The following is a 17019-nucleotide window of genomic DNA, read 5'->3' on the forward strand; positions in this document are numbered from 1 at the left end:
ATCGACATTTAGTACAAAGCTTCGTTAATTACTTTTTTCATAATTGTTATAATGCTAAGCTAACACATCTTGACCCAATGGTCATGTTTTTTGTTATATTTTTAATTCAAGGTGGTTGTTATGACTCGTGCAATAGTGATGGTAATAGATGGTTTTGGAATCGGCCATGCACCGGATGCAGAAAAGTTTGGTGATATTGGTGCAAATACCTTTGCCAATTTATCAAAAGCATTTGAAAAAGCACAATCACGAAAACTTTCCCTACCTAACCTTTCCAAGTTAGGGCTTGTGGCTGCTTGTAAAGCGGCAAGTAATGCAGATATTTGTGTAGAAGATGTACCGCCAACTAAAGGGGCATACGGTTACTGTGCTGAAATTAGCACAGGTAAAGATACGCCAAGTGGCCATTGGGAAATGGCAGGTGTTCCAGTATTGTTTGACTGGGGTTATTTCACAGATAAACAGAACAGTTTTCCAGAGGCGTTACAACAAGAAATTTTCAACGCTACCGGTATTGATGGCTTATTGGGTAATTGTCACGCATCTGGTACTACAATTATCGCAGAGCTTGGTGAAGAGCACATCAAAACTGGACTGCCTATTTGCTATACATCGGCGGATAGCGTTTTTCAGGTCGCAGCACATGAAGAGCATTTTGGCCTAGAAAACCTTTACAAGTATTGTGAGGCAGTGCAAGCAATCGTTGGTCCAAAGAATATTGGACGCGTAATTGCCCGCCCATTTGTTGGCACTAACGCAGACGATTTTGCCCGCACTGGTAATCGCCGTGATTATTCTATTTTACCGCCGGAAGCAACAGTATTAGATAAACTTAAAGAAGCCGGTGGTGAAGTAATCAGCGTAGGAAAGATTGCTGATATTTTTGCGCAGCAGGGTATTACGCAAAAAACCAAAGCAACAGGCATAGACGCGCTTGTTGAAGCGACCTTAGCACACATGGCAAGTGCGCCAACTAAGAGCTTAATTTTTACTAATTTAGTCAACTTCGATCAGGATTTTGGTCATCGACGAGACCCAGTTGGCTTTGGTCTAGCATTAGAAGCGTTTGATGAGCAATTAAATGATGTGCTTGGCCAACTTAAAGACGATGACACATTATTTTTGATTGCCGATCATGGATGTGATCCAACATGGCAGGGTAGTGACCATACGCGAGAATATGTGCCAGTAATCGCATATAACAATGGCATTGAGTCTGTAGACTTGGGCGAACGGTCAACATTTGCAGATTTAGGACAAACATTGGCAGAAATGTTCAGCCTTGAAGAAATGCGCTATGGGACATCATTTTACAACAATTTGTAAAAAAATTGGCACAAACTGTAATTAAACTAGTATAATTGGTCAGGATTTGTTGGGGCAAAAAAAACATAATTAAATGCCCCAATTTTATATAAAAGTTAAAAACTTAATGTGAAGTACAGTGTACTTCACGCACTATCCTGGGAGAATATAACATGGGTTTACTAAAGCAATCGTCTCTTGCTTTGAGTATCAACGCTGCCATTTTATCGACATCTGTTGGTATGGCGATGCCTGTTTTAGCTGAAGAAGCTAGCACAGGTAAACTGGAAGTCATTGAAGTTACTGCGCGTAAGCGTGTAGAGAACGTACAAGAAGTTCCAGTTGCCGTATCAGCTTTACAGGGCGATAACCTAGATGCATATAGCTCTGCTGCGATGGACATTCGTTTCATGAACGCACGTGTACCAAGCTTATCTGTAGAATCTTCATTCGGTCGTACTTTCCCACGTTTCTACATGCGTGGTTTAGGTAACTCAGATTTCGATTTGAATGCATCACAACCAGTTTCTTTAGTTGTTGATAACGTAGTACAAGAAAACCCTATTTTGAAGGGTTTCCCTGTATTTGACGTAGAACGCATTGAAGTTTTACGTGGTCCTCAAGGTACTTTGTTTGGTCGTAACACACCAGCAGGCCTTGTTAAGTTTGATTCTGTAAAACCTTCTCAAGAATTTGAAGGTTTCGCTTCATTATCATACGGCTCGAAACAAACGACTGATTTTCGTACGGCAATGGGCGGCGGATTAACTGATAACCTTTCTGCTCGTATCTCATACTTACGTCAAGACCGTGACGATTACATTGACAACGAAGCGCCAGATATCTTTGGTGATGACTTCCAACGTAAAGACGTTTTAGGTGGCTACACTGATCAAGCATTACGTGTACAGTTTTTATATGAAGGTGACGATTTCAATGCATTGTTTAACTACCATGCACGTGACTTAGACGGTAAGCCAGTAACTTTCTACGCGAACGCATTCAAACCAGGTACAAACGACTTACGTGACGATTTCGAGCGTGATGTAGTGACTCACGATTCAGCCGACCGTGCAACGCAACAGGTTGAAACACAGGGTGCAAGCTTAACATTAGATTTTGATCTAGGTGACTACACGTTCACGTCAATCACGGGTTGGGAAAGTGCTGAAATTTTCTCTCGCGCGGATGTTGATGGCGGTTACGGTGCACCATTCGCCCCAATCCAAGGTCCTGGTGTGATTACGATTAGCTCAGAAACGGCTGATGCGATTCCAGATCACGATCAAATTACGCAAGAATTTCGTTTAACATCGAACTTTACGGGTGATTTTAACTACCAAGTAGGCTTATTCTACTTCTCAGAAGACCTAACAATCGAAAGTTTTGCTTACGATGCATTGTTTGGTGCTGGTGGCCCTCAAACGGGTTATGTTGTTCAGAAACAAGATACAACTGCATGGGCTGCATTCGGTTCATTTGACTATGATATTTCTGATGCTACACAAGTAACATTAGGCTTACGTTACTCTGATGATGACAAAGATTACTCAACGCAACGTACTCAAGCGCCATTAAACGGCTGTTGTGGTCAACCTAATGAAGCATTCGGTGAAGTTAACCCAAGCGACACTCACGTATCATGGGATTTAAGTGTTACTCATAAAGTGGATGCCGACGTTAACGTGTATGCTCGTGTTGCTGATTCATTCCGTGCTCCATCTATCCAAGGTCGTTCATTATTTGCATGGGATGATGGTATTTCTGTTGCAGACTCTGAAACAATTCTTTCATTTGAAACAGGTATCAAGTCAGACGTTTTAGATGGCGCTGGTCGTATTAATGCTTCTGTTTTCTACTTTACAATGGATGATCAACAGTTAACTTCTGTTGGTGGTGACAGCAATACTGCACGTTTATTGAATGCTGATGAAACGAAAGGCTATGGCTTTGAAATTGATTCAGAATTCATGGTAACTGATAACTTAGCGGTAACAGCTAATGTTAGCTACAACAACACTGAATTAAATGATGCAAATATTTCAGTACCAGTTTGTGCGTTATGTACAGTAACAGACCCTGTAGTTGATGGTCGTGCGATCATCGATGGTAACTCCTTACCTCATGCACCAGAGTGGATTGGTGTTGTAACAGCACGTTACACTATGGAGTTAGGTGACGGTGAAATGTACGTATACACTGATTGGTCTTACCGTAGTGAAATCAACTTCTTCTTATACGAAGCGGAAGAGTTTAAAGGTAAAGCATTACTTGAAGGTGGTATAAGTGCTGGTTACATGTGGGATGCAGGTGATAACTCTTACGAAGTTTCTGTATTCGGTCGTAACATCACAGATCGTCAACAAGCAATCGGTGCTGTAGACTTCTCTAACAATACGGCAATTGTTAATGAAGAAGCATTCTGGGGTGCTGAGTTTAAAGTGTCTTTCTACTAAACTTTAAGTTTAAAAACTCAATCAATTCAAAAGGCTAGTATATTCTAGCCTTTTTTGTTTTTTGAGTTGTTAATAATGTGTTAACCGTGTATAGTTGCGCGCGAATGGAAAGATTCATTTGTTTTTTAAAGGAATTTTAGAATTATGAAAAAGTTATCAGTTATCGCGAGCGCATTAGCATTATCATTTTCTTCTCAGGTGTTTGCAGAAAGCAATACGCCGGTTGTTTGGGATTTCGCTGAAGTAGGTTATAAAAAAGTTAAGGTAGACGACTTAACTTTAGACGGTTACGCAGTAAACGTTTCTAAGCTTATCACTGAAAATGTATTTGTTTTTACATCTTTTAGCCGCACTCAAGATGACGTGAATGTTGGTTTAGCATCTGATTTAGAAGTTGAATTAGATCAACTAAACTTCGGATTAGGTTTCCGTAACGAAGTTAACGCAACAACAGATTTCTTCGCAACAGTTTCTTATGAAGTTGCTGATATCTCTATTGCTGACGAAGGCGTAGATGACGATGGTTTTGCCGTTGATTTTGGCTTACGTTCAATGTTTGGCGAAAACCTTGAGCTTGGCGCGTCATTTGGTTTATTACAATTAGGCGATGAGTCAGACTATGTTGCAGGTTTATCTGCTAACTACCAAATCACTGAGCAATTCTCAGCGACGTTAGGTTTCGATTACATGGATGACGTGAAGCAATACGCTGTTAGTGCGCGTTACAGCTTCTAATTGATTTGTCTTTGATACATTAAAAAAGGCCGCATTGTAGCGGCCTTTTTATTGAGCTCGTTATGATGACTTAAAGTACACTTTCTAGTGTTAGTTCCATCATTTCTTTAAATGTATTTTGACGCTCTTCCGCGGTTGTTTGTTCACCCGTCTTGATATGATCACTCACTGTTAAAACAGTTAACGCTTTTTTACCATATTCAGCGGCAACACCATATAAACCAGCAGCTTCCATTTCTACTGCAAGAATGCTGTTCTTTTCCATTTGCGCGAACATTTCAGGCTGTGGCGTATAGAAAAGGTCTGCAGTGAAGATATTACCAACTTTGATGTTGATACCCATGTTATCGGCTGTGTCGGCAACTTTTCGTAGTAAGCCAAAATCAGCACATGGTGCGAAATCATAACCGTTTAAACGTTGACGGTTTACGTTTGAATCAGTGCTAGCAGACATTCCTACAATGATGTCACGTACTTTGATGTCATCACGAATTGCGCCACACGAGCCGATACGGATGATGCTTTCAACGCCATATTGTGTGTATAACTCAGTAGCATAGATTGAGATAGATGGGATACCCATACCTGAGCCCATCACAGAAATTTCTTTACCCTTGTATGTACCAGTGTAACCGAACATGTTACGCACAGAAGTCACTTCTTTAACATTTTCTAAGAAGTTCTCAGCGATGAATTTTGCGCGAAGCGGATCGCCCGGCATTAGTACTGTTTTTGCAAAATCATTTTGTTGCGCTGAAATGTGAGGAGTAGCCATTAAATGTACCTATAAGTTAATTAAAACAAATGTTGTAAATAATAAAAGCCAGTAAGTTTCAAGCCAGATTAAACTGCTATCAAGGATGTTTTACTGAAGTGGATGCGGATTTTAACTGAAAAAGCGTTCAACAATCCAGTTATATCCAACGTTGCCCAAGTATACACCAAAAATACCTACGATGCCTGACAACACAGGTGGCGCGGGGATTGGTAATTTTAGCGCGGTAAAAACTATACCAACGACAATACCTGTAACTAACGCGAGTAAAATTTCTGTCATAGAGTCTCCTTCTTGAGAGGGTTATTGTGATTTTTCGTTTGATTTTAATGTTCTAAGATGTTGCTTTTCACTATCAGATAGAAAGCAAGCGTCGATCGCATTAAGTTGCAATTGACGAATTTGAACGGTTGTTAAACCTACTATATTTTTAGCAATGCTAAATTCATCAATTAATTCTGTTTGCTCAACAGCAGGATCATCAGTGTTGAGACACACTTGTACACCTTGGTTTAAAAATTCAGTGATAGGATGCTCAGCTAGGTTGGCAACGGTTCCTGTTTGATAATTGGACGTTAGACAAGATTCAATAGCAATATCATTTTGCGCCAAATGCTCGACGAGTTTTGGATCTTGAATACTATTAACGCCATGACCAATACGTTGCGCACCAAGAGAGTTTATCGCATGCCATACACTCTCTGCGCCACAAGCTTCGCCTGCGTGAACGGTTACAGGTAAGTTCGCTTTATGGATTTTCTTAAAATGCTCCTCAAACAACTGGCCTGCAAAGCCTTTTTCGTCACCTGCTAAGTCCATACCAACAAGATGATCTTTGAAGCGAAGTAGGGCGTCTAATTCTGTTGTACAATTTTCTTGGCCGTAACTGCGGCTTAAAATACCAATAAGATTTACTTGAGTTTTCCCAGCAAACTGCTTGCGACCTTGATTTATACCATCTATGACGGCTTCAACCACCGCTTCAACAGGTAGCTTGTGCTCCATCGCCATGTAAAAAGGAGAAAAGCGCAGTTCTGCGTAGTCTATTTGAGCAGAGACTAAGTCTTCGACATTTTCATATGCGATGCGTTTTACATCATCTAGGGTTTTTAAAACGGAAACGCCATAGTCTAATTTCGTCAGGAATTCTACAAGGTTATCTGCTTTGTCTTGGATTGTTGCATGAGTCAAGAACTCATCATAATTCTGGCCAGGCAATTTAAATTGCTGGTCTTGGGCAAGTTGCCATATTGTCTTTGGACGGATGTTGCCATCCAAGTGGCGATGTAAATCGATTAAAGGTAAGTCTTTATTGTACATGTAACTCCTAAATACAATGAGAAATGAAGAAAATTTAGGTGATCAGACAATTATACCAATTTTTTATGAATTTGTTGGCTTTATTACCAATTGATTGTTAGATTGTCACTGGGACAGATATTTTAGGTGTCTAGACGTATAAGAATGTAAGAAAGAAAAAGAGAGCTCGCAATGTATTACCAAACTGATGATGTTCATATCAGTAAAATCAAAGAACTATTACCTCCTGTCGCTTTATTGGAAAAATTTCCTGCTTCAGAAAGAGCAAGCGAAGTTGTATTCCAAGGTCGAAAAGCGATCCAGAACATTTTGAATGGAAATGATGAACGATTGCTCGTTGTTATTGGTCCATGTTCAATCCATGATCCGGAAGCCGCATTAGAATACGGTAAAAAGCTTACATCGCTAAGAGAAAAGTATGCTGATAACCTTGAAGTTGTAATGAGAGTTTATTTTGAAAAACCACGTACAACCGTTGGTTGGAAAGGCTTGATAAATGATCCTTATTTAGATAACAGCTTTAAATTAAATGACGGTTTGAAACTAGGACGAAAATTATTAGCTGATTTAAATGATTTAGGAATGCCAACAGCTGGTGAATTCCTGGATATGATTACACCGCAGTATATGGCGGACTTTATGTGTTGGGGCGCGATAGGTGCAAGAACCACTGAATCTCAGGTGCACCGAGAGCTTGCTTCTGGATTGTCATGCCCAGTTGGCTTTAAAAATGGTACTGACGGTACAATTAAAATAGCCATTGACGCGATTGGCGCTGCGAGTGCCTCTCACCATTTCCTTTCGGTAACTAAGTTTGGTCATTCAGCGATAGTCGAAACAACCGGTAATCCAGATTGTCATATTATTCTTCGCGGTGGTAAATTGCCTAACTTTGATGCTGATAGTGTTGCTCAAGTTACTAATCAGCTTGATGGCGCAGGTTTGAATACAAAAGTAATGATCGACTTTTCTCATGCAAATAGTCAAAAGAAGTTCCAAAATCAAATGCTTGTGTGTGAGGATGTTGCGGGTCAGATTGCCAAAGGTAATCAAGATATTTTTGGCGTAATGGTAGAAAGTCACTTAGTAGAGGGGCGTCAGGATTTGGTTGAAGGTGAACCATTAACATACGGTCAGAGTATTACTGATGCGTGTATAGGTTGGCAGGATACTGAAACACTTCTTGCTCAATTAAACGACGCAGTCGCTCAACGCAAGCAAAGCTAGTGCTTGTTTCTCAAATAAAAAAGAGCCTATTTGGCTCTTTTTTTGTTATCGATTTAATCCCAGTCTATTTTCTTCTAGCCACTGTAAGTATTGTGATAGAACCATCGCCGGAGCATAAAAGTAACCTTGTCCAATATCACAACCTAACTCTCTAAGTTGCATTTCTTCTTCTTGATTTTTAATGCCTTCAGCAACAACTTCTATACCTAGCGATTTCGCTATTTGTATCGTGCCTTTAATTATTTGTCGCTGTTTTGGCAAATTCAACAAGCTTTCAATCAAGTGGTTATCTAGTTTTAACTCCTGACATGGCAGACGGCTAATATGTGAGATGTTAGAATCGCCTTCACCAAAATCATCGACACTTAGAACCATCCCCAAGGCGTTTAGGTTTTTCATATTTGTCACAATTTGACGGTTTGCTATTAACTCACTTGGGTTCGTGAGCTCAAGTGCAATATTTTCAGGTGGAACATCTGTCTGACTGATATAATCTGAAACAAAATGATAGAACTCAGGATCAGCCAAGTCTTGTTTGGTCATATTGATACTAATTAAGTGGCTATGGTAACCCGTTTCAATAATTTCAATTTGTTGTTTAAGCGCTTGTTTAAACACCCATTGGCTAATCGACTTCATTAATCCAATATCACAGGCGAGGGGAATCAACACGCTATTTGGCACAATGGTTCCATCGGGTTTTGTCCAACGAATAAAGACCTCACTACCACACACTTTCAAGGTTTTTAAGTCCACTTGTGGCTGATGAAGCAGCTCAAATTCATTGTTATTAAACGCGGTAATCATTTCTGCAGCTAAGTCGAGCAAGTAAGCGTCTTTCTTGTGACTTTCAGGCTGGTAAAGCATCCATGGCAATTGAGCACGCTTGGCTTGCTCTATGGCAAGTTTTGCATGCTGCATTAAGTTTTCAGTTTTAATTTCTAAATCATTGTTAATGGCTACGCCAATTGAAGCACCTAACGGGAAGTTTACATTTTTAACCCGATATATTTCTTTAAATTTGCGTAAAATTGACTCAATGAAGACGACGAGTTCGTCTTCCTGTTGCTCGGTAAATAATAAATAGATGGTTCCTGTTTCATCAACACACAGTTTTTGGTTATCGCTGATCAGGTTTTCTACTTTGTCATTGTATAAGAACAGTGAATTAAGACCTTGCTGTATTGATTTGTATAAATCATTCACTTCATAGTTTTCTATATAAAGTGAAACCGTACTAATTTGTTCCGGCTCAATGGCAAGTACGGTGAATTTATTATGTCCTTGAGCTTTTAGTTGCTTAATTTTATTTTCCAAATTTAAGCTTTTTAGGATTTTTGTATCTTCGTGATAAGTCAGAGTGGCGATCTTTTGTTGCTCGCTCATTCTCATTCTTTCACCAAGAGCAAATGCCATGAATACTGTTTCAAACATGACACCTAAAAGAAAAGCATGGTTTGTCCAAAATGTAGAATCAATGATATTTAGCAATGCGAGAGGCTGAATCGCTGCGCCCGTTAACAAAGGTAACCAAGAAACAAAGTAAAATCTTGCCCACGTAAATGTGGTCGTTAACTTTTTGAAGATGATAATAATTGCATACAAATAGAAAAACGGCTGGATCGTAAAGAAAATCTTAGCTTGGAAGATCATGCCCGTAAACGAGAGACCAAATCCGACTGATATCAGCGTAAAGCATAATATTTTACTTGTTTTGTAAACCCATGATTCTTCAATATCATACTGCAAAAAATAGCACGTAAACATCAGTAGACTGACGATAATCACCATATTTATTTGAATAATATGGCTTTGAATCCACTGCTGAGTTTCGTAGGTAAATAGTAAATAACCAAAACCATTCAAGCTGGTAACTGTCAAAAATGTGCTGAATAAATACGCTAAGTATGCGAGGTAAACCTTGTCTTTAATCGATAAAAAGAGCACAAGGTTGTATAGTGCCATTAAAATTATGCAGCCAACAAACGCGCCATATAAGCCAATACTTGAACTTACATTTGAATTAAATTCTGGTGTCTTATATAAATTTAATGGGATTTCCGGTGGGCCATAGGTTTTCAGTTTTAACAATAACGTTTTGTCTTGGTACGCATTTAATTGAAATGAATAATGTGGAAAAGTTTGTAATTGTTCATCGTTAGTCACTCCCGACAAGTCAAAGACTTTCGAAATGTTCATGAATTGGTCAATCTCATAGATTTCTAAGATATCTAACATTGCATTGTCAATATGCAAAATTAAGTCGTCGCTTCGGTTGCTATTATTTAATAATGCAGCAATAACCCAATAGGTTTGATCAGCGAGTTGATAGGGAATTTTATTTGCGCTTTCAGGGATAAACTGTTGCTGAAAATCCAGTACGGTTTCAGCATTAACAGTCTGTTTTTTATCGATAAAGTATCGGTAATTAACGGTGATGTTGTCTTGAATTGCTATGGTTTGTTGCGTGTATTTGTGCAGATACTGAATTGCACTTTGGAGTACAAAGTAAGTAATTGATAAGAAGAATATAACAAAGAGAGCTTTGCTGTATTTTGACAATCGCGGATTATATATCATATTGCCCAGACATCCTTTCGGCGTAGTTTTACTTGGCAAAGTAACTTATTGATCTCCTTGTTTTAAAAATAACACAATTATCGATATTTCGCATCTTATCAAAACAAAGTTGATTAAGAGTGATGCAACTTCGTGTGTTTCTTAAAAGGAAGAACTCAAAATAGCGCCTCGGGTATATACGATAAGCGCATGTGCGTTTACCCGAAAAATAGCGCATCAGGTTAAGGCGGGAACCGTGCCCGCCCTGAATGAGTGGTTAGCCTTTAGCGCTAGCCAAGATTTCAAGTATTTTATCGGTTTCAGCGATATCAACACAGGCATCTGTGATGCTTTTGCCGTAAATAAGCGGCTCACCTGGTGTAACCGACTGGTTGCCTGACTCAATAAAGCTTTCAATCATAACGCCGAAGATATTATTGGCGCCATTTGCTAATTGATTAGCTAAGTCTTTTGCGACTTCAATTTGTTTAGTGTGGTCTTTATCACTATTACCGTGGCTGCAATCCACCATCAACTTATCATTGAGTTGAGCACTTTTTAACTTATCATGAGCATCGTTGATGTCGGATTGGTGGTAGTTTGGTGATTTACCACCACGCAGAATAACATGTGCAAACGGGTTACCATGTGTTCGATAAATACACATTTGCCCCGTTTTGTTTGGCGAATAAAGGACATGAGGTACGCTCGAAGCCTTAATTGCATCCATTGCGATTTTTACGTTGCCGTCAGTTCCATTTTTAAAACCAACAGGGCAACTCAATGCTGAAGCAAGTTCTCGGTGGACTTGGCTTTCGGTTGTTCTGGCGCCGATTGCTCCCCAGCTTATAAGGTCTGAAATATATTGACCCGTTACCATGTCAAGAAACTCAGTGCCTGCAGGTAACCCCATCTTATTTATATCCATTAATAGGTTACGCGCTAATCTCAAGCCTTTAGCCACATTAAAAGACTTATCTAAATCAGGATCACTAATTAAACCTTTCCAGCCAACAGTTGTTCTAGGTTTTTCGAAATATACACGCATTACTACGTATAATGAGTCTTTGTATTTTTCACTCAATACTTTGATGCGATTGGCGTAATCAATTGCCGCTTCGGTATCATGAATTGAGCACGGGCCAACAACAACGAGTAAACGCTCGTCCTCACCTTTAATAATTCTTTCAACAGTCGCGCGACTTTCAAGAATAAAATCTGCTGTTTTTTGATCAAGTGGAATATCTTGCGCTAATTGCGCTGGAGAAACCAAGTTTTCAATCAAACTGGTTCTTAATTCGTCTGTTTTGATGGTCATGAAGAAAATAGCCCTGGAGGCTAGTGTATACAAGAAAATATGGTCGATAACATAGCGAATTTACCGTCATAATGCTAGTAAATATATGATATAAGCCATAAAAAAAGCAGGGTAAAACCTGCTTTATTGTCCATTAGGCGAAATTAGTATTTATGGCGCTGTAATCCAGTGATTGACAGAATCTTGGCAGAAATTTCTTCAACACTGAATTTCGTACTATTGATATAAGGTATTTTTTCTTTTTTATATAACTTTTCAACTTCACGTAGCTCCATTCTGCATTGACGAGCTGACGCATATTTCGAATTTGCTCGACGATTGTCTCGAATATCCATAAGTCTTTCTGCGTCAATCGTTAAGCCAAATATTTTCTTTTTGTGTGGTTTTAAAAAGTCAGGGAGGCGCAATTCGTCCATATCATCATCGGTGAAAGGGTAATTCGCTGCTTTAATACCGTATTGCAAGGCGAGATAAAGTGAAGTTGGCGTTTTGCCAGAACGAGAAACACCAACTAAGATTATGTCTGCATGCGCATAATTACTTACATTTGAGCCGTCATCATTTGCTAATGCATAATTAACGGCATCAATTCGGTGCTCGTAACTATTTTGATGAATACTGTGGGTGCGATGGGCTTTAGGTTTTGCTTCAACACCTAACTGCTTTTCTAATGGAGAAACAAAATGTTCAAGGAAATTATAGATAATACCATCACAGCTATCGATAATTTCTCTTATTTCAGGGTTAACAAAGGTATGAAAAACCAATGGCTTTTCACCTGTTTTCTTGAAAACGTCGTTTATTTTACGTTTGGCATCTTCAGCTTTATCAACATTTTCAATGAATGAAATTGTTTGATGCTCAAACTCCATTGGAAATAGCGATAACAACGCGTGACCGAAAACTTCGGAAGTGATCGCTGTGCCGTCGGAAATATAAAATGCAGTGCGCATGAATGTTCCTTTTTGTAATCAGGAGTGAAAACTTACAAATATTCTTTTAGTTTATGTAGTTTGCAGTGTAGAATGTTGGCGATTCGAAATAAAGCGCAGTTTTTGAATTTATTCGAATAACTTTGAGCCTTCACTCTGGTTTGAATTAGGTTAACGAAAGTTATTCGAATAAATTTAAATTCAATTCCTTATGGAGAGATTGCTGTGCAAGAAAACGTACTTTGGTATGAAGAGTTAGGTATGAATGATGTGGACCGCGTAGGTGGTAAAAACGCATCATTAGGTGAAATGATTTCGAACCTAGCAAATGTAGGCGTACAAGTACCTGGTGGCTTTGCTACAACGGCCTTTGCTTTTGATGAATTTTTAGAGCAAAGTGGATTAAACGATAAAATTTATCAACTACTTGATACATTGGACGTAAGTGATGTTAACGCATTACACGAATGTGGCAGCACAATTCGTCAATGGATCATTGACACTCCTTTCCTACCACAAATGCAAGCTGATATAGAACAAGCTTATGCAAAACTTGCTGGTAACTTTTCTGAAGATGCGTCGTTCGCTGTACGTTCATCGGCTACAGCAGAAGATATGCCCGATGCGTCATTTGCTGGTCAGCAAGAAACGTTTCTGAATGTTCGCGGCTTAGATGCTGTAATGACAGCTATTAAGCATGTATTCGCGTCTTTGTTTAACGACCGTGCGATTTCTTACCGTGTTCACCAAGGTTATGATCACCGCGGAGTTTCATTATCAGCTGGTATTCAGCGCATGGTTCGCTCTGATATTGCGTCATCAGGTGTAATGTTCTCCATTGATACTGAATCGGGCTTTGAAGACGTTGTATTTGTAACATCTAGCTACGGTCTAGGTGAAATGGTAGTACAAGGTGCTGTTAACCCTGATGAGTTCTACGTTCACAAACCAACACTTGCTAATGATAATCCAGCAGTTGTTCGCCGTAACTTAGGCTCTAAAGCAATTAAAATGGTTTACGCGAACACGCAAGAGCACGGCAAACAAGTTGAAATCGTTGATATTGACGAAGCACAATCTAACCAATTTTCTTTAACAGATGCAGAAGTTCAAGAACTAGCAAAACAAGCTGTTATCATTGAAAATCATTACAAGCGTCCAATGGATATCGAATGGGCGAAAGACGGCTTGGATGGCAAGTTATATATTGTTCAAGCGCGCCCTGAAACAGTTCGCAGCCGTGAAAACGCCAATGTAATGGAACAGTTCCAGTTACAAGGCAGTGCAGATGTGATTTGTGAAGGACGCTCAATTGGTCACAAGATCGGTGCTGGTACTGCAAAAGTCCTTTCATCGTTGGATGAAATGGATAAGATTCAACCAGGCGATGTGCTGGTTACAGATATGACGGACCCAGATTGGGAGCCGATCATGAAGCGCGCTTCTGCTATTGTAACAAACCGCGGTGGCCGTACATGTCACGCTGCCATTATTGCTCGTGAAATGGGTATTCCTGCTGTTGTTGGCTGTGGTGATGCAACGTCTCGAATTGCCAATGGCGATGAGGTAACTGTTTCTTGTGCAGAAGGCGATACAGGCTTTATTTACGCAGGTAAATTAGAGTTCAGTGTAACCACCTCTGAAGTAGATCATATGCCTGATCTACCATTAAAAATAATGATGAATGTCGGTAACCCAGACAGAGCATTTGCATTTGCTAAATTACCGCATGCTGGTGTTGGTCTTGCGCGATTAGAATTCATTATTAATAAAATGATCGGTATTCACCCTAAAGCGCTTCTTAACTTTGATGCACAGGAAGACAGTTTAAAAGAAGAAATTAATGACATCATCGCGGGCTATGAGAGTCCAGTTGAGTTCTACATTGCAAAATTGACTGAGGGTATTTCGACACTTGCTTGTGCGTATGCGCCGGAAAAAGTCATTGTTCGTATGTCTGACTTTAAGTCGAACGAATATGCGAATCTTGTAGGTGGTGATGTATTTGAGCCTGACGAAGAGAACCCTATGATTGGTTACCGAGGTGCTTCTCGCTACATCTCAGAAGATTTCCGTGAGTGTTTTGCGCTAGAGTGTGAAGCAATCAAACGCGTGCGTAATGAGATGGGTCTTACTAATGTTGAAATTATGATCCCATTTGTTCGCACTTTAGAAGAAGCTGAACAAGTCATTGAGATTTTGGCCGAAAATGGCTTAAAACGTGGTGAAAATGGCCTACGCATTATCATGATGTGTGAATTACCATCTAACGCGTTATTAGCTGATCAATTCTTAGATCATTTCGATGGCTTCTCAATTGGTTCAAACGACCTTACGCAGCTGACGCTTGGTTTAGACCGTGATTCTGGTTTGATCGCACACTTATTCGATGAGCGCAATCCAGCCATCAAAGTATTACTTTCAATGGCAATTAAGGCGTGTAAAGAACGTGGCAAGTATGTTGGTATTTGTGGTCAAGGCCCTTCTGATCACCCTGATTTTGCTCACTGGTTAGTAGAGCAGGGAATTGAGAGTGTTTCTTTAAACCCTGACACTGTATTGCCAACTTGGTTATACCTTGCAGAGCAATATAACAAGTAGCTCTACAAATTACCTTTCAAAAAGCCAGCCTAACCGCTGGCTTTTTTGATACAGAGTAAGAAAAGATAATAATAAAATTGCGAAAAATTGCGGGACGATGTGGGAAGGCTTGGGATAATCTGGGACGATTATTGAAATGGTGTTTCAAATATTGAAACGAGGCGGCTTTTATTATTGAAGTGGAAAAGGCTCATTATCGAGCCTTTTTTGTTGGTGTAGTTTTGTACTTTGCCATCATCTCGTCGAATTGAGCTTGAGCTTCTTCGTTGCTCAATTCGACACCTTGCTTTTTAATGACAGCTCGGCTTTTAGGTTGCTCGTCTGTGATTGCTTGTTCAGTCTCGCTCATGCTTTCAATAACAGCTTTTAAATAGGTGTGATCTTTAAACATTTTAGCCTGGTGTGTTTTGCGGTTTTCACGAATAGTGACAACCGTTTTTTCACAAGCATTGGCTAGCAGGCGGTGGTTGCTGGTCAAGGCTAGTGTTTCCTTTAATAGTTTTGCAGCTCGAGCATTGTTAAGTTTGCTTTTAGCTGGTTTAAATAAGCCTATATATAGAAGAACCATTGGCGCCAACCAAGACTCTAGTTTTGTTACTTCTGTTAATAGTTCTCGGCCACCTTCATCTTCGACAATTGAGAGTAAGTCGATAGCGCTATGGCAAACGGGGCAATTCGTTAAGTGCATTTTATTATTATTCTCTTATGTTAAAGCCTACTTCTGTGTGCTTGGTAGCTCTGGGATTTGCATCCAGTGAGTCATTTTCTGCCAATCGCCTAGATTAGTGTTCTTTCTCGCAACATCGGACTTAGATAATCTACGCATAGTTACCTCAGACTTTGGAGTCATTGAGCCAACTCTAAGAACGACTAGATACCTACCAGCTTGGCTGGGGTATTCTTTTTCTACGTCAATCCACTTCATAATTTCTCCTAAAGTACTCTATTTCAATTTTTGGCTTTTTTGAGATAAGCCTACTTCTGTGTAAGTTCTGCCAATATTTCAGCGCCATGTGCTAGTTCTTCATCTGTTATTGGTGGTTGACCATCAGCTATTCTTTTTTCAAGCACACTAAAAACACCCATAATATGCGGGTACATTAAGCCACCTGATGCAGTTAGAAATAGTTTTTGCATGTCGGCAAGTGAAACCTTTGTTTCGTCCATAGTTATTTCCTTGTCTACTTTTGTGGTGAGTAAATTTGTTTGCCAACCCAAACACCAACAAGGCATCCAAGCACAAACCCAACCAAATAACCTAATGTCATTGCTTCATTCATAATCAAATCCTACTTTTGTGGAGCATCTAAGTGCGCCACTTTGTTTTGGATGAATGTTTCAACGTGCTTTAGCTCATTAACCATTAAATCGTGATCTTCTTGGCTGTAACTGCCATCGCAAAGGTTACTCAATACATGCGTTGCAGCATCACTGCCCAATTCAATATTTTTCAAAGCCCAAATAACACCAGAGCGAAAACTATCTGAAAGTTGGCTAGGGCTTCCAATTGGTAAGTTAAAAGCCTCTATACCTGATTTCTCAATATCAGTTAACGGGGTTTTGTGCATACTCATAATTATTCCTCTGTCTACTCTTGCGGAACTACGTTAGGTGCATCGACAGCTTTAAAACTTAAAATGAATGTTTCATGTGTTTTTGTGTCGAAAGCCACTGTTAATTCGCAATCATTACCTAAGAACTTTTCAACCTTTAAAGTTCTTCCTGATAAATCAGCCAAGTCAAAAGTTTTAACTTTACTCATATCAAAATAATTAGCCATTTCTGCCTCTA

The 17019-nt window shown here is 39.5% G+C and carries 16 protein-coding genes; 5 read left to right on the top strand and 11 right to left on the bottom strand.

The genetic code is table 11. From position 1 onward, the window contains the following. Window positions 1–120: 120 nt before the first annotated feature. The 3 genes from QQK05_RS12845 (at window position 121) to QQK05_RS12855 (ending at window position 4496) form a co-directional block, all read left to right on the top strand. The gene (locus QQK05_RS12845; RefSeq protein ID WP_284299218.1) at window positions 121–1326 is read left to right on the top strand and encodes a phosphopentomutase; all 1206 of its coding nucleotides are present in this window, start codon (window positions 121–123) and stop codon (window positions 1324–1326) included. A 152-nt stretch (window positions 1327–1478) separates the two neighbouring features. Beyond that, window positions 1479–3761, top strand: a complete 2283-nt coding sequence (locus QQK05_RS12850; RefSeq protein ID WP_284299220.1) for a TonB-dependent receptor — start codon at window positions 1479–1481, stop codon at window positions 3759–3761. Between the two features lie 144 nt (window positions 3762–3905). After that, entirely contained in the window at window positions 3906–4496 is a 591-nt protein-coding gene (locus tag QQK05_RS12855) for an outer membrane beta-barrel protein (protein WP_284299222.1), read from the top strand. Window positions 4497–4566: 70 nt separating this feature from the next. On the opposite strand, the gene deoD is transcribed toward QQK05_RS12855, so the two are convergent. From deoD to add, 3 genes are all read right to left on the bottom strand, one after another. Next, the gene (gene deoD / locus QQK05_RS12860; protein ID WP_284299226.1) at window positions 4567–5271 is read right to left on the bottom strand and encodes a purine-nucleoside phosphorylase; all 705 of its coding nucleotides are present in this window, start codon (window positions 5269–5271) and stop codon (window positions 4567–4569) included. 111 nt (window positions 5272–5382) lie between these two features. After that, a complete protein-coding gene (locus QQK05_RS12865; RefSeq protein ID WP_284299228.1) occupies window positions 5383–5553 on the bottom strand; it encodes a XapX domain-containing protein in 171 nt (56 codons plus the stop codon). Between the two features lie 21 nt (window positions 5554–5574). Further along, window positions 5575–6591 carry an adenosine deaminase gene (add, locus tag QQK05_RS12870; RefSeq protein WP_284299230.1) on the bottom strand — a complete coding sequence of 339 codons (1017 nt, stop codon included), beginning with the start codon at window positions 6589–6591 and terminating at the stop codon, window positions 5575–5577. 171 nt (window positions 6592–6762) lie between these two features. Between add and aroG the strand changes: the two genes are divergently transcribed. Next, complete coding sequence (aroG, locus tag QQK05_RS12875; protein ID WP_284299233.1) at window positions 6763–7818, top strand: 3-deoxy-7-phosphoheptulonate synthase AroG; 1056 nt, start codon at window positions 6763–6765, stop codon at window positions 7816–7818. A gap of 45 nt (window positions 7819–7863) precedes the next feature. Here aroG and QQK05_RS12880 read toward each other — a convergent pair whose 3' ends face one another. The 3 genes from QQK05_RS12880 to ppsR form a co-directional block, all read right to left on the bottom strand. Then, window positions 7864–10398, bottom strand: a complete 2535-nt coding sequence (locus QQK05_RS12880) for an EAL domain-containing protein (RefSeq protein ID WP_284299235.1) — start codon at window positions 10396–10398, stop codon at window positions 7864–7866. A 256-nt stretch (window positions 10399–10654) separates the two neighbouring features. Then, entirely contained in the window at window positions 10655–11695 is a 1041-nt protein-coding gene (locus tag QQK05_RS12885; RefSeq protein WP_284299237.1) for a 3-deoxy-7-phosphoheptulonate synthase, read from the bottom strand. Window positions 11696–11838: 143 nt separating this feature from the next. Then, window positions 11839–12648, bottom strand: coding sequence for a posphoenolpyruvate synthetase regulatory kinase/phosphorylase PpsR (gene ppsR / locus QQK05_RS12890; RefSeq protein WP_284299238.1), 810 nt, complete (start codon window positions 12646–12648; stop codon window positions 11839–11841). A 204-nt stretch (window positions 12649–12852) separates the two neighbouring features. On the opposite strand from ppsR, the gene ppsA reads away from it, so the two are divergent. Beyond that, window positions 12853–15228 carry a phosphoenolpyruvate synthase gene (ppsA, locus tag QQK05_RS12895; RefSeq protein ID WP_284299240.1) on the top strand — a complete coding sequence of 792 codons (2376 nt, stop codon included), beginning with the start codon at window positions 12853–12855 and terminating at the stop codon, window positions 15226–15228. Window positions 15229–15421: 193 nt separating this feature from the next. Here ppsA and QQK05_RS12900 read toward each other — a convergent pair whose 3' ends face one another. The 5 genes from QQK05_RS12900 to QQK05_RS12920 all read right to left on the bottom strand — a co-directional run bounded on the left by QQK05_RS12900 (window position 15422) and on the right by QQK05_RS12920 (window position 17008). Next, entirely contained in the window at window positions 15422–15916 is a 495-nt protein-coding gene (locus tag QQK05_RS12900; RefSeq protein ID WP_284299243.1) for a hypothetical protein, read from the bottom strand. 27 nt (window positions 15917–15943) lie between these two features. Beyond that, window positions 15944–16153 (bottom strand): DUF551 domain-containing protein, encoded by a 210-nt coding sequence (locus QQK05_RS12905; RefSeq protein ID WP_284299275.1) that lies wholly within the window; start codon window positions 16151–16153, stop codon window positions 15944–15946. A 50-nt stretch (window positions 16154–16203) separates the two neighbouring features. Further along, window positions 16204–16395: a hypothetical protein gene (locus QQK05_RS12910; protein WP_284299277.1), complete on the bottom strand. Its 192-nt coding sequence runs from the start codon at window positions 16393–16395 to the stop codon at window positions 16204–16206. 122 nt (window positions 16396–16517) lie between these two features. After that, window positions 16518–16802, bottom strand: coding sequence for a hypothetical protein (locus QQK05_RS12915; RefSeq protein WP_284299279.1), 285 nt, complete (start codon window positions 16800–16802; stop codon window positions 16518–16520). A 14-nt stretch (window positions 16803–16816) separates the two neighbouring features. Further along, window positions 16817–17008: a hypothetical protein gene (locus QQK05_RS12920; protein WP_284299282.1), complete on the bottom strand. Its 192-nt coding sequence runs from the start codon at window positions 17006–17008 to the stop codon at window positions 16817–16819. Window positions 17009–17019 lie beyond the last annotated feature (11 nt).

Source organism: Thalassotalea loyana (assembly GCF_030161435.1).
Taxonomy (GTDB): Bacteria; Pseudomonadota; Gammaproteobacteria; order Enterobacterales; family Alteromonadaceae; genus Thalassotalea_G; species Thalassotalea_G loyana.

What these genes read in the sequence shown, in the direction of transcription:
- QQK05_RS12920 (WP_284299282.1), bottom strand. Translation starts at nt 17,008, where the DNA reads ATGGCTAATTATTTTGATATGAGTAAAGTTAAAACTTTTGACTTGGCT.
- add (WP_284299230.1), bottom strand. Translation starts at nt 6,591, where the DNA reads ATGTACAATAAAGACTTACCTTTAATCGATTTACATCGCCACTTGGAT.
- aroG (WP_284299233.1), top strand. Translation starts at nt 6,763, where the DNA reads ATGTATTACCAAACTGATGATGTTCATATCAGTAAAATCAAAGAACTA.
- QQK05_RS12915 (WP_284299279.1), bottom strand. Translation starts at nt 16,802, where the DNA reads ATGAGTATGCACAAAACCCCGTTAACTGATATTGAGAAATCAGGTATA.
- QQK05_RS12910 (WP_284299277.1), bottom strand. Translation starts at nt 16,395, where the DNA reads ATGGACGAAACAAAGGTTTCACTTGCCGACATGCAAAAACTATTTCTA.
- QQK05_RS12885 (WP_284299237.1), bottom strand. Translation starts at nt 11,695, where the DNA reads ATGACCATCAAAACAGACGAATTAAGAACCAGTTTGATTGAAAACTTG.
- QQK05_RS12850 (WP_284299220.1), top strand. Translation starts at nt 1,479, where the DNA reads ATGGGTTTACTAAAGCAATCGTCTCTTGCTTTGAGTATCAACGCTGCC.
- deoD (WP_284299226.1), bottom strand. Translation starts at nt 5,271, where the DNA reads ATGGCTACTCCTCACATTTCAGCGCAACAAAATGATTTTGCAAAAACA.
- ppsR (WP_284299238.1), bottom strand. Translation starts at nt 12,648, where the DNA reads ATGCGCACTGCATTTTATATTTCCGACGGCACAGCGATCACTTCCGAA.
- QQK05_RS12855 (WP_284299222.1), top strand. Translation starts at nt 3,906, where the DNA reads ATGAAAAAGTTATCAGTTATCGCGAGCGCATTAGCATTATCATTTTCT.
- QQK05_RS12880 (WP_284299235.1), bottom strand. Translation starts at nt 10,398, where the DNA reads ATGATATATAATCCGCGATTGTCAAAATACAGCAAAGCTCTCTTTGTT.
- QQK05_RS12900 (WP_284299243.1), bottom strand. Translation starts at nt 15,916, where the DNA reads ATGCACTTAACGAATTGCCCCGTTTGCCATAGCGCTATCGACTTACTC.
- QQK05_RS12865 (WP_284299228.1), bottom strand. Translation starts at nt 5,553, where the DNA reads ATGACAGAAATTTTACTCGCGTTAGTTACAGGTATTGTCGTTGGTATA.
- QQK05_RS12845 (WP_284299218.1), top strand. Translation starts at nt 121, where the DNA reads ATGACTCGTGCAATAGTGATGGTAATAGATGGTTTTGGAATCGGCCAT.
- QQK05_RS12905 (WP_284299275.1), bottom strand. Translation starts at nt 16,153, where the DNA reads ATGAAGTGGATTGACGTAGAAAAAGAATACCCCAGCCAAGCTGGTAGG.